Below are 11,285 nucleotides of genomic sequence, written 5' to 3'. Positions count from 1 at the left end.
CCGGGAAACCCTTGCGGGGCCTGGATCAGGCGGGCTGGCCGATCTGCGCGGGCGCGCGCATCAGCGTGTCACGCGGCAGTTCACCGAACACCTTGCGGTAGTTGTCGGCGAAACGCGACAGGTCCCACAGGCCACAACTGAGGGCGATGGCCTTGACCGAACGGCGGCTGGAATCGGCCATCGACAGGCTGCGGCAGGCGGCGCACAGGCGCAGCATCGACAGGTAGCGATTGGGCGAGGTGCCGAACAGGTCCTCGAAGGCGTAGCGCAGCCCACGCTCACTGACACCGGCAGCGTCGCAGATCTCGTTCATGTAGATATTGCGGCGCAGGTTGAGCCGCATGAAATTCTCCGCCCGCTGCGCGATCAGATAATGGGTGCGCCGTGCACGGCTGCATCCAGGCCGGTCTGCAGCACCGGCGCCGAGCAAAGCCTGCACGTGTTCGTGCAGCAGTTTCTCGGTTTCTTCCGGCTGCAGGTTCGCCCCCTGCCCCAATTGCAGGTGGAGCTGCTGGTAATGCTGTGCAAGAGGCGTGCTTTCGCTGGCGAGATTGAACAACGACAACGCCTGGCCTGCCGGTGGCGTACTGCGAAGGCTCAGTTCGGTCAGTTTACGTTGCACCCGCGCAACCGGCACCAGCATCAGGGTCATGTGCGTGCCCGGGCTCAGCGTGAACTCGCTGATGCCTTCCGGCATCACTGTCAGCGCCATGCCAGGGGTAAGCGGTACGCCGTGGCACCAGCTCAACGTTTCATCCGTTGCGTGCAGATACCCCAGCATCGCCCAGTCCGGTGGCAGCATGAAACGACCACGGCAATGGAACCCGCAGCTGATGCTGCAGAACAAGGCCTCTTCATGTACGCGCGACGCGAAGGCTGCCCGAGGGCCGTTGCCATCGAGCAGAAGCAGTTCGACATCACATACACGAAGCACGCCGCTCAGCGTCGCCAGGTCGATCGACCGCAGGCCGCTGTCGTCGCTGTCTCCTACCCCACCATCGACCATGACAGTGTCGTCCCCCCGTTGATCCGCCACACGGCGCGACCCCCACTGCCTGACAGGGCCACGCCATTCCAGGAACCGCCGCTGCTGCCGGGGCGGACGCGGCCAATGCCACGCAACCGCCCATGAAAATACGAGAGCTTGAATACGAGTATGCCCGATAATCCATCCCGGTAAACCCGCAAGCCCCCGCTGAAGAAAACAGATACACAGGTGAAGAAAATGTCCCTGCCACTGGCACGGTTTTCGCATGCGCCAGCAAGCGGGATCACATTATCTGCACGTCGATGAATCGTTTTGCTCGGGAACGGATTTTCGTCACAGAAACCGACTGAAGTTTTAAGGTCCGACGATTTCCTGCCGAATTTGCATATAGGTTCCGGTTGCAGCCGGCCGCCATTCAGGCAAAGTCGATAACACGGTGATCCGGTCTTTGATAATGACCGCACCCAGGGGGACAGCATGACCATGCACGCATCGCTCGACACGTTGACCACCGGCCCCGCGCCGCGCGGTCGCGGTTGCGCGAACGGCGTCCCGCCTGGAGACGATCACCCTGCTTGAGCACAGCGGGTCCATCCCGCCGTGCCTCCTCCGCCAGGATGCGCGGAGGCCCACGGACGATCCCGGCGGAGCCGGGCCACCGCCCAACAGGTGTCCTGTAGCAGACAGGTAGAGGGAGACAAACGTCATGAACGCATCGATCCGCAAGTTCCTGAAAGAAGAAGATGGCGTCACTGCACTCGAGTACGGGCTGCTGGCCGCTGTGATTGCAGGTGTGCTGATCGCACTGGGCAGCACGCAGATCCAGACGTTCTTCAGCACGCTCTTTGAGAATCTCACCAAGCTTGCCAACAAGGCATCAGGCACCACACCCGCCTGAGCCGCGTCCCAGGCTGGATCAGGGACAACAGCTGCTGACCGTCCACTGACGGACGATGGAGTGTGCGATGACACTGCTGGGATTGCTGGCCATCGGTGTATGCCTGCGGATCGCGATCAGCGATCTGTACGCCCGCCGGGTGCCCAACGCCTGGCTGCTGTCCGCATCCGTCATCGCCATCGTACTGATCATCGCCGGCCAGTTCAGCGCGCCGCGCCTGCCGTGGGCTTCCCACGTTGCCGGCGCGGCGCTCGGCCTGGTCGCGCTGCTCCCGTTCTACGCGTTTCGCTGGATGGGCGCTGGCGACGTCAAATTCTTCTCGGTGCTGGGCCTGATGCTTGGCTGGAAAGCGCTGCTGCCGATCTGGATCGTCGCCAGCCTGGCGGCGGGCGCACATGCCGCACTGGTGCTGGTGTCGCGCCGGCTGGGTCCGGTACTGCCCATCGGCCTGCAGGCCCAGGTGCACCGGGCGAGTTCGCAATGGCATTCGCACCCGGCGCTGCGCGGGATGCAGAGCGCCCGCCAGGGACGCCAGGGCATTCCGTACGCCGCCTACCTGGCAGTGTCCGCCATCGCTTGGGTCCTCATCAGCACGTACGGAGGTGTGGCATGAACATCCACAGTCCACGGCAGCAACGCGGCGTGGCCAGCATCGAGTTCGCATTGATGCTGATGCTGGGCCTGCTGCCGCTGCTGCTGTTCACCTTTTCCGGGGTCATGATCATGGCCGCGCAGCAGACCCTGGCGACGGCCTCGGCCGAGGGCGCGCGCGCCTCCCTGCGCTACGGCACCGCCAATGAGCGCCGTACTGCAGCCTGCGTCGCGGCCCGCAGCTCGATGCAGTGGCTGCTGAACTTCTCGGGACAGAGCGTCGACTGCAGCAACGGGGGCAGCAACGCCATCACTGTATCCGCTCAGGCCCCCTGCGCCGGCCTGGCCACGGCCCAATGCATGACCGTAACGGTCAGCTACGACTACGCCAGCCATCCCTTCTTGCCCGGCACCGCCACGCTCTACAAGTGGGTGATGACGGCTCCCATCCGCAGCATCGCGGTCGCGCAGCTCGACCTCGGCAGCGGCAACTGACGATCGCTGAAGGAGACGGTTCCATGCTCAAGTTGACCCGCATCGCCGCCGTCGCCCTGATCGGGCTGGCCGTGCTGCTGGCGGTGATCGCATTGATGATCGGGCGCAAGCAGGCCGCACCTGCCGCGGCCGCACCGGTCGCGCACAGCGAAGCGCAGGCGATCACCGTGGTGGAAGCGGTCGCACGCCTGCCTGCCGGCGAGCCGATCAGCGCCAACGGGCTGCGCCTGGCGCAGCGGACCACGGCGGTTGCCGGTGCTGCCAGCAGCATCGCCGCGGTGGTCGGCAAGGTGCCGGTGCAGGATATCGCTGAAGGCACTGCGATCAGCAGCAGCGCACTGGCCCAGGGCTTCTCGCTGCAGCTTCGCCCTGGTGAGCGCGCGCTGGCGGTACCCGTCGACGAACTGGTCGGTGCCGGCAACCGCATCCTGCCGGGAGATTTCGTCGACGTCTTCCTCAACCTGCGCAACGCCCAGCCCAACGCCAGCGGTCCGGCCGAAGCGGCCCAGACCCGCCTGCTGCTGTCACGCCTGCGCGTACTCAGCTATGGCCAGCAGGATATCGCCCCGGTTGCCAGTGATGCCGTCGCCAACACTGAAGGCGACACCCGCAACGATCCACGCGCTGCCGACATCACCGGCAACAGCAGCAACCACGCTGCGGGCAATGAAGCCACCCAGCCAGCGCGCAGCGCCGTGCTGGCCGTACCGGTGGCCGATGCCAACCGTCTGCTGCTGGGCGCGCAGCAGGGCAAGCTGTTCCTGGCGCTGCGCAATCCCGCCGACACCGGCCTTCCCGACCTCGCCCTGTTCCCCCAGGCGCGCGGCGTGATCGATCCGCTGCGCGGCCTCGACGCAGAACAGCAGCTCGCGCTGCAACGGCCGGAGAACAACGCTTTCGCAGGCATCGACGGCGACGCGCTGGCCGGTCGCGGCAACGCGCCTGCCCGCAGCACCCCGGATGCGCCCGCCCGCGCCCCGGCGCCTCGACGCAGCGCGCCACGCGGGTCCGCCGGCATCGAGATCATCCGCGGTGACAGTTCCACCCCTCGTGGTTCCCTTTGACCTGCATCGAGCGCATCCATGACCCAACGTCGCCACCGCCCACACCCCTCTCCCCGCCAGCGTTGGCTGGCCCTGCTGCTGGTGCTGCTGGCTCCGGCAACGAGTGTGGCCGCCGACGATCTGGTATTGCAGGCGCGTGAGCAACGCCCCTGGAACCTGCCGGCTGATCTGGAGCGGGTTGCCATCGCCGATCCCGGTGTCGCCGATGTCGTGATGCTGCGTGGGCGGCGCCAGGCATTGCTGGTCGGCAAGGCGCCGGGCACCACCACCCTGCTGCTCTGGCACCACAAGCAGGCCGAGCCACAGCGGTTGCAGGTACGCGTGCAGAGCGCGGTGCAGGGCGCGGCCGACGCCGGCACCAGCGGGCTGATGTTCACCCAGCAGGACAGCCAGGGCCTGCTCCAGGGCAGCACCGACAGCGTGCTTTCGCACATGCAGGAACAGAAGACCGCTGCCATGGCACTGGGCAAGGATGGCCTGCTTGCCGACGCCTCTACCGTCAACAGTGGCGGCGTGGTCCAGGTCGAGGTCAAGGTGGTCGAGTTCAACAAGACCGCGCTGAAGCAGATCGGCATCAGCTTCCAGAACCGCAATGGCAACTTCGCCTATGGCTTCGCCCGACCTGGCGGCCAGCTGCCGGGCAATACCGGCATCCTGCCCGGCATGAAGGAAGGCAACTCCGGCAATGAAGCCGAATCGCCCATTTCCTCGGCCTTCCGCCTGGTGTTCGGCTCGACCAAGGGCCTGTGGAACGCCGATGTCGACCTGCTGCAGAGCAACGGCATGGCACGCGTGCTGGCCGAACCGACCCTGGTCGCCCTGTCCGGGCAGAGCGCCAGCTTCCTCGCCGGTGGCGAACTGCCGATCCTGGAGCCCCAGGGCCTTGGCACCACAACCATCACCTACAAGCCGTTCGGCATCGGCCTGACCGTGACCCCGACGGTGCTGGCCCCCAACCGCATCGCACTGAAGGTGGCGCCGGAAGCCAGTGACCTGGACTACAGCAACGCCATCGCCCTCAACGGCGTGCAGATTCCATCGATCACCACGCGCCGCGCCGACACCACGGTCGAGCTGGGCGACGGTGAGAGCTTCGTGATCGGCGGCCTGGTCAGCTCCAACGTCGTTTCCAACGTCGGCAAGATCCCGCTGCTGGGCGACCTTCCGATCATTGGCTCGTTCTTCCGCAACTTCGACTACAAGCGCCAGGACAAGGAGCTGGTGATCATCGTCACGCCACGGCTGGTCCAGCCGTTGGCCCGCAACACCGAGCTGCCGCTGCCTGGCGAGCGCGAGGCCAAGCCGCACCTGCCCGAATGGGGCGCGTGGCTGCTTGGCCCGATCAGCCAGGACCCGGTACCCGGCTTCTCACGCTGATTCCATGATGCCTGCGATACCACGCCCATGCCCTACGCCACCGCCCAGCCGCTGCATCCGCAAGGACCACCGATGAACCTGGTCCTGTACGGAATCGATCGCGAACTGCTGCCCCGGCTGGCGGCAAAGCTGCCGCCGACCACCACCCTGCACTGGCAGGACAGCAGTACCCCGACCTCTGCACAGGACCTGCAGCGAGGGCCGCAGAGCCTGGTGCTGCTCGACTTCCGCCCGGAGCACGCGGCCGCCTCAAGCGTGCTTGCACAGCAGCTGCAGCAGACCGAACCGGACCTGATGCTGGTTGCAGTCGGCGCCACCAGCGCAGGCCAGGTGGAAGGCGTGGTGATGGCCCTGCGCGTTGGACTGCGCGACGTGCTGGACCTGGACAGCGACAATATCGGCATCGAAGCAGCGTTGCGCCGGGCGCTGTCGCCACGGCCGGCCGCCGCAGCACAGCACGCGCACAAGGCACGCTTGATCGTGCTGCTGGGCGTGCGTGCCGGCGTCGGCACCAGCACCCTGGCCGCGCACCTGTCGGTGCTGGCACAACAGACGCGCGCGCTCGCCCAGGGCGAGGCCCTGCAGCAGGATGGCCTGCTGATGGAGCTGGCACAGCCTTCAGGCGATCTGGCGCTGTACCTCAACCTGGACAGCCGCTTCCACTACGAAGACGCACTGCGCAACGCCAGCCGCATTGATGCCACCCTCGCCCGCACCGCGATGGCACGTCACGATTCCGGGCTGGTCCTGCTGGACCGTGCGAGCGGTAGCGATGCGGTGCCGCCGTCCGATCCCGGCGCGCTGCTGCAGCGCCTGCGCGGCGTCTTCGCCAGCGTGTTGTGCGATGCCGGTGGCTGCCCCTTGCGGCAGCTGCCACCGCTGCTGTTGGACCAGGCGGACGAGATCTGGCTGGTCACCGACGCTTCGATCGCGACCCTGGTGTCGCTCGACCAGGCCCTGAAGCATCTGGCCGGGCAACGCGAACGCGAAAAACGCCTGCAGCTGGTGATCAACCGCCACGACGACAGCAGCGGCATGAGCCCGGAGCAGATCGCGCGCCGCTTCGAGGTGCCTCTGCTGGCCACTCTGCCTGAGCGCCCGCGCGTGCGCCTGGCCGCAAGCCAGGGCCACCTGCTGCTGCAGGACGCGCCGCGCGACCCCTATCTGCGTGCCCTCGCCCCGCTCGTCTCGCGCCTGGACCCGGCGGCCTGCCCGGTCCAGGCGCAAGGCCTGCGGGAAAGACTCTCCCTTGCCCTGGGTGGATCGCAATGGAAGACAAGGTAACCCCGTTCCCGCATGCCGCCACCCGCCCGGTGCTGCCCGACAGTACACCGGGCCACCAGCCGTTCGCGCAGACCGAGCAGTACCAGAAGGTGCTGTCGGCCGCACATGAGCACCTGCTCAACAGCATCGAGGACGAGCGCATCGACATCGATTCCTGGGCCCCTGACACCATCGCCCGCTGGGTGCAGGTGCAGACCGTGGGCTTCATCCAGGAATGGCGCATTCCGATCAACGAGGAAGAGATGCAGGTGGTCGCCGAAGGGCTGGTCAAGGAACTGACCGGCTTCGGGCCGCTGGACGACCTGCTGCACGATCCGTCCATCGAAGACATCCTGATCAACGGCTTCAAGGACGTGCACGTCTCGCAGGGCGGCCAGCTCAAGCGCGCCACCCAGCGCTTCACCGATGACACGCACCTGCTGCGCATCCTGCGCCGCATCCTGGCCCCGCTCGGCCGCCGCCTGGATGACTCCAATCCGATGGTCGATGCGCGCCTGCCCAATGGTGGCCGCCTCAATGCGATCATCTCGCCACTGGCGGTGGACGGGCCGATGGTCTCCATCCGCAAGTTCCGCAAGGATCCGTTCACCCCCGACGAACTGTTGGCCAAGGGCACCTTCGATGCGCCGATGCAGGCCTTGCTGAAGGCCATGGTGCTGGGCCGCTGCAACATCCTGGTGTCCGGCGGCACCAGTTCGGGCAAGACCTCGCTGCTGAATGCACTGGCCAGCTACGTGCCCCCGAACGAGCGCGTGATCACCGTCGAAGATACCGCCGAACTGTCGCTCAACCACCCGCATGTAGTACGGCTGGAAAGCCGCATCGGCGGCGCGGAGGGCCACGGTGCGGTCAGCATCCGCGACCTGGTCCGCAACAGCCTGCGCATGCGCCCGGACCGTATCGTGGTCGGCGAGGTACGTGGCGCCGAGGTGCTGGAAATGCTGCAGGCGATGAACACCGGCCATGACGGCTCGATGGCCACCATCCATGCCAACTCGCCACGCGACTGCCTGTACCGCATCGAGATGCTGGCCGGGTTCGCCGGGTTCCAGGGCAGCGAGGACAGCCTGCGCCGGCAAATTGCCAGTGCCATCGATTTCATCGTGCAGATCTCGCGCCTGGGCAGCGGGCGCCGTGTGCTGGTCTCGATCACCGAGATCACCGGCGTCAGCGACAACCTGATCACCACCCAGGAGATGTTCCGCCACGAGCTGCAGATCGACGGCAGCGGCAAGGAGACCGATCGCTGGATCGGGCTGGGCTTCCATCCGCATTCGCACAAGCTGGAGCCGTTCCGCCAGCAGCTGCGCGAATCGTTGTACGGAGACTTCTGAGCATGGGCACCGGCCTGCTGCTGGGCGTGTTGAGCATCATTTCGGTGCTGGTGGCGCTGGCGGTCTGGCTGTGGGGCACGGCCAGCAGCCGCGAACAGCGCCAGGCCTCGATGCAGCACGCCGAGCAGCAGCTGGCGCGTGGCAGTGCCGGCGGCGGGGTACCTGCCGGACCGTCCGTCACCGCGGCCAACGATCCTGCGCGACCCGCCGGCAGCGGGCGACGCGTGCTGCCACTGGACGGCCTGCTGCAGCGCGCAGGCCTGCAGACGGGTTGGAAGCTGCCGATCATGCTGCTGGTACCCGGCCTGGTGCTTGCGGTGGTGGCAACACTGCGGCTCGGCACCGCATGGATGTTCCCGCTGACCCTGCTGCTGTACCTGCTGGGCTGCTGGCTGTGGGTGATGCGGCGGACCACGAAACTGCGTGCGCAGCTGCTGCACCAGTTGCCGGACTTCCTCGACAACCTGGTGCGGCTGACCGCACTGGGCAACAGCCTGCAGGCCGCCTTCCAGGTTGCGTCGATGCAGACCAGCGCGCCGCTGCGCGGCCTGCTGGACACCACGGTGCGCTTCGCGCGCAGTGGCATGGAGCTGGACCGCGCGCTCGCACAGGCCGCCCATCCCTATCGCATGGATGTGCTGAAGGTGCTGTCGGTAGTGATCGGTGTCAGCGTGCGCATCGGTGGCCGCTCCGACCAGATCCTCCAGCGCATGGGCGATTTCATGCGCGACCTGGAGCAGGCCCAGCAGGAGCTTTCAGCGACGACTTCGGAGACGCGCATGTCGGCCTGGGTGCTGGGCCTGCTGCCACCGGCCTGCGCCGTACTGATGGCGATCGCCAGCCCGGACTTCTTCCAGCCGGTGCTGCACGACCCACTCGGTCACAAGATCCTGTTGATTGCCTTGGGCATGGAGCTGGCCGGTGGCTTCCTGCTGTATCGCCTGGCCAAGTCGCTATGAACGACCACCACTCCCCTGGAGAAGACCGATGAGCGCCAGCGCCTGGTTCGCCCTCTCCCTTCTGGTACTGGCCGCCGGCGTCGCCCTGCTCGGTATCGGCGGCTGGATACGCAGCCATCGTGAGCAGCGTACAACGGCCACGCTGAAGACGGCCCTGCAGCCGCGCGAAGAGTCCCGTGACACCGAAGCTGCACGGCGCGATTCGCTGGGCTGGCTGGAACGCTTCGGCCGCGCCCTCAGTGGCGGTCGCCTGGAAACGGCATTGCTGGCCAATGAAGACCGCCTGCTGTTGGATCTGGCCGGGTGGAACACCCGCCGTGGTACCGCCATCTACCTCGGCCTGCGCCTGCTGCTGGCCGTGCTGGTGCTGGTGCTGGCGTTGACGTTCAGCAGCGTCACGGGGTGGGCCAGGATCATGATGATGATTGGTGCGCTCGCCGCGGGCCTGCTGCTGCCCAAGTTCATTCTCTCCTCCTGGGTAAAGCGGCGCCGGCGTGCGGTCGACAACGAGCTGCCGCTGCTGATCGACCTGCTGCGCCTGCTGCAGGGCGTGGGCTTCAGCATGGACCAGAGCCTGCAGACGCTGGGCGACAAGCTGCGCGATGCGCTGCCGGTACTCGGCACCGAGCTGCAGGAGGCCAACGTCGCCTACACCCATGGCCGCACGCGCGCGCAGTCGTTGCGGCGCCTGAGCGAAGTCTATGCCGACGATGACCTGACCAGCCTGATGCAGCTGATCCTGCAGGTGCACGCGCATGGCGGCGCGGTGCAGGAGCCGCTGCGGCAGTTCAGCATCCGGCTGCGCGAACAGCGTCGCAACACACTGAAGGAAAAGGTCGGCAAGCTCTCGGTGAAGATGACCGTGGTGATGATGCTGACCTTGCTGCCAGCGCTGATGCTGGTCCTTGCCGGCCCGGCGCTGGTCGCGCTGGCCACCACCATGTCCAAGATGGGATCGCCCTGATGCCTGCCCTGCGCACCTCCTGCCTGCTGCTTGTGCTCGCCGCCGCTGCCAGCGGCTGCGCGTCGACGACGCCGAAGTACCTGCGTGCACCCAGTCTGGCCGCACCCGAACCGGCGCCGCAGGACAGCCGCAACGCCTACCTGGAACTGATCGGGCGCATGCAGCTGCAGGGCGCCTGGTATGCCTCGCTGGCCCACGTGGACGCTTTCCGCCAGCGCTACGGCGATCCGCCGGCGCTGCGCCTGCTGCAGGCCGATGCGCTGCGCGAAACCGGCCAGGCCGACGCAGCGATCGCCCTGTACCGCGATCTTTCCAGTGGCCCCCAGGCCGCCGCGGCCGCACACGGGCTTGGCCTGATCGCCGCGCGCCGTGATGACGATGCCGGCAGTGAACAGGCGCTGGCCCGTGCCACGCAACTGCAACCGCTGAACACCGACTACCTGGGCGACCTCGGCTACGCGCGCCTGCGGGCCGGCCAGTTCGAACAGGCGCGGGAGCCGCTGGCCAAGGCGCTGGAACTGTCCCCGGGCAACGCCAAGGCCACCGCCAACCTCGCCCTGTGGGCCGTGCTGCGCGGCGATACCGCCACCGCCGAGCGCCTGGCCCAGCAGGCCAACCTCAACGAGGACACACGGCGCAGCATCCAGCAGCAGGCCGCGCAGATCCGCACCCGCCTGCAGCAGCGCCAGGCCACAACCGCAACCTCGGCAACCGCCCCGCCACCGCCGCGTGCCGTCGCCAGCAGTACTGCAGGCAACACACGACTGGCCGTCGAGCCGCGCCGCGAGACCCGCGATGAGCGCGATCCGCAGCGCCTGCCGCCTTCGATGCTGGAACGCTTCAGCACCTCTGATCACCCGAACGGGAACACACCATGACCGCAACGCTCCTGACCCGACGCCTGTTGCCAGTGCTGGCCTGCCTGTTGATTGCAGGCACCGCGCAGGCGCAGCAACAGCCGTTGACCGGGCAGATGCTCGGCGGCAGCAACCCCGCACCGGCCTCGCAACCGTTGCAGTCCGAGGCGCTGACGACTGTGGACCTGTCCGCGCCAGCCCCGCCGGCACCTGCCGCGATGCCGGCGGCGATCGCCGCCACTGATGCCGCCGCACCGGTGGTCCGCCCTGCACGCAGCCAGATCGGCGATACCGCCCGCAGCCTGTTCCGCCTGCAGGCATCGGGCCAGCAGGCCGGCCAGCGCCTGCCGATCCTCGGCGACCAGGCCACGTTGAGCTATGCCCGCTACATCAAGAGTTTCGAACACGAGATCCCGGACTTCTTTGAAACCGATGTCGCCAAGTCCAAGGGAACATCCTCATCCGGACACTGAG

General features: G+C 67.1%; 12 protein-coding genes. 11 read left to right on the top strand and 1 reads right to left on the bottom strand.

The features are described from left to right. Positions 1-25: 25 nt before the first annotated feature. Positions 26-1,006: a helix-turn-helix domain-containing protein gene (locus N5D91_RS08055; RefSeq protein ID WP_110712594.1), complete on the bottom strand. Its 981-nt coding sequence runs from the start codon at positions 1,004-1,006 to the stop codon at positions 26-28. A gap of 688 nt (positions 1,007-1,694) precedes the next feature. Here N5D91_RS08055 and N5D91_RS08050 point away from each other — a divergent pair. From N5D91_RS08050 to N5D91_RS08000, 11 genes are all read left to right on the top strand, one after another. Next, positions 1,695-1,886: a Flp family type IVb pilin gene (locus N5D91_RS08050; protein ID WP_049448369.1), complete on the top strand. Its 192-nt coding sequence runs from the start codon at positions 1,695-1,697 to the stop codon at positions 1,884-1,886. Positions 1,887-1,953: 67 nt separating this feature from the next. Then, positions 1,954-2,499 (top strand): prepilin peptidase, encoded by a 546-nt coding sequence (locus tag N5D91_RS08045; protein WP_180854466.1) that lies wholly within the window; start codon positions 1,954-1,956, stop codon positions 2,497-2,499. Beyond that, positions 2,496-2,972: a TadE/TadG family type IV pilus assembly protein gene (locus N5D91_RS08040; protein WP_110712596.1), complete on the top strand. Its 477-nt coding sequence runs from the start codon at positions 2,496-2,498 to the stop codon at positions 2,970-2,972. The genes N5D91_RS08045 and N5D91_RS08040 overlap by 4 nt, the downstream gene beginning before the upstream one ends. A gap of 23 nt (positions 2,973-2,995) precedes the next feature. Continuing rightward, on the top strand, positions 2,996-4,036 hold the full coding sequence (gene cpaB / locus N5D91_RS08035; RefSeq protein WP_180854467.1) for a Flp pilus assembly protein CpaB: 1,041 nt from the start codon (positions 2,996-2,998) through the stop codon (positions 4,034-4,036). An 18-nt stretch (positions 4,037-4,054) separates the two neighbouring features. Next, entirely contained in the window at positions 4,055-5,413 is a 1,359-nt protein-coding gene (locus N5D91_RS08030) for a type II and III secretion system protein family protein (RefSeq protein ID WP_110712598.1), read from the top strand. A gap of 27 nt (positions 5,414-5,440) precedes the next feature. After that, the gene (locus N5D91_RS08025) at positions 5,441-6,697 is read left to right on the top strand and encodes a fimbrial protein (protein ID WP_110712599.1); all 1,257 of its coding nucleotides are present in this window, start codon (positions 5,441-5,443) and stop codon (positions 6,695-6,697) included. Next, on the top strand, positions 6,682-8,031 hold the full coding sequence (locus N5D91_RS08020; protein WP_110712600.1) for a CpaF family protein: 1,350 nt from the start codon (positions 6,682-6,684) through the stop codon (positions 8,029-8,031). The genes N5D91_RS08025 and N5D91_RS08020 overlap by 16 nt, the downstream gene beginning before the upstream one ends. 2 nt (positions 8,032-8,033) lie before the next feature. After that, positions 8,034-8,990, top strand: a complete 957-nt coding sequence (locus N5D91_RS08015; protein ID WP_110712601.1) for a type II secretion system F family protein — start codon at positions 8,034-8,036, stop codon at positions 8,988-8,990. Between the two features lie 28 nt (positions 8,991-9,018). After that, positions 9,019-9,954 carry a type II secretion system F family protein gene (locus tag N5D91_RS08010; protein ID WP_110712602.1) on the top strand — a complete coding sequence of 312 codons (936 nt, stop codon included), beginning with the start codon at positions 9,019-9,021 and terminating at the stop codon, positions 9,952-9,954. Beyond that, entirely contained in the window at positions 9,954-10,832 is an 879-nt protein-coding gene (locus tag N5D91_RS08005) for a Flp pilus assembly protein TadD (RefSeq protein ID WP_164161982.1), read from the top strand. Before N5D91_RS08010 ends, N5D91_RS08005 begins: the two co-directional genes overlap by 1 nt. Then, positions 10,829-11,284: a DUF3613 domain-containing protein gene (locus N5D91_RS08000; RefSeq protein ID WP_180854469.1), complete on the top strand. Its 456-nt coding sequence runs from the start codon at positions 10,829-10,831 to the stop codon at positions 11,282-11,284. Before N5D91_RS08005 ends, N5D91_RS08000 begins: the two co-directional genes overlap by 4 nt. Position 11,285 lies beyond the last annotated feature (1 nt).

The sequence above is a fragment of the Stenotrophomonas sp. GD03794 genome, assembly GCF_029842145.1.
Lineage (GTDB): Bacteria > Pseudomonadota > Gammaproteobacteria > Xanthomonadales > Xanthomonadaceae > Stenotrophomonas > Stenotrophomonas riyadhensis.
The sequence above is the reverse complement of the archived record's forward strand: the minus strand, read 5'-3'. Positions and strand labels throughout refer to the sequence as shown.

Bases quoted from the DNA above. Each gene is read 5' to 3' on its own strand.
- N5D91_RS08020 (WP_110712600.1), top strand. From the start codon at position 6,682: ATGGAAGACAAGGTAACCCCGTTCCCGCATGCCGCCACCCGCCCGGTG.
- N5D91_RS08045 (WP_180854466.1), top strand. From the start codon at position 1,954: ATGACACTGCTGGGATTGCTGGCCATCGGTGTATGCCTGCGGATCGCG.
- N5D91_RS08010 (WP_110712602.1), top strand. From the start codon at position 9,019: ATGAGCGCCAGCGCCTGGTTCGCCCTCTCCCTTCTGGTACTGGCCGCC.
- N5D91_RS08000 (WP_180854469.1), top strand. From the start codon at position 10,829: ATGACCGCAACGCTCCTGACCCGACGCCTGTTGCCAGTGCTGGCCTGC.
- cpaB (WP_180854467.1), top strand. From the start codon at position 2,996: ATGCTCAAGTTGACCCGCATCGCCGCCGTCGCCCTGATCGGGCTGGCC.
- N5D91_RS08005 (WP_164161982.1), top strand. From the start codon at position 9,954: ATGCCTGCCCTGCGCACCTCCTGCCTGCTGCTTGTGCTCGCCGCCGCT.
- N5D91_RS08015 (WP_110712601.1), top strand. From the start codon at position 8,034: ATGGGCACCGGCCTGCTGCTGGGCGTGTTGAGCATCATTTCGGTGCTG.
- N5D91_RS08025 (WP_110712599.1), top strand. From the start codon at position 5,441: ATGCCCTACGCCACCGCCCAGCCGCTGCATCCGCAAGGACCACCGATG.
- N5D91_RS08030 (WP_110712598.1), top strand. From the start codon at position 4,055: ATGACCCAACGTCGCCACCGCCCACACCCCTCTCCCCGCCAGCGTTGG.
- N5D91_RS08050 (WP_049448369.1), top strand. From the start codon at position 1,695: ATGAACGCATCGATCCGCAAGTTCCTGAAAGAAGAAGATGGCGTCACT.
- N5D91_RS08040 (WP_110712596.1), top strand. From the start codon at position 2,496: ATGAACATCCACAGTCCACGGCAGCAACGCGGCGTGGCCAGCATCGAG.
- N5D91_RS08055 (WP_110712594.1), bottom strand. From the start codon at position 1,006: ATGGTCGATGGTGGGGTAGGAGACAGCGACGACAGCGGCCTGCGGTCG.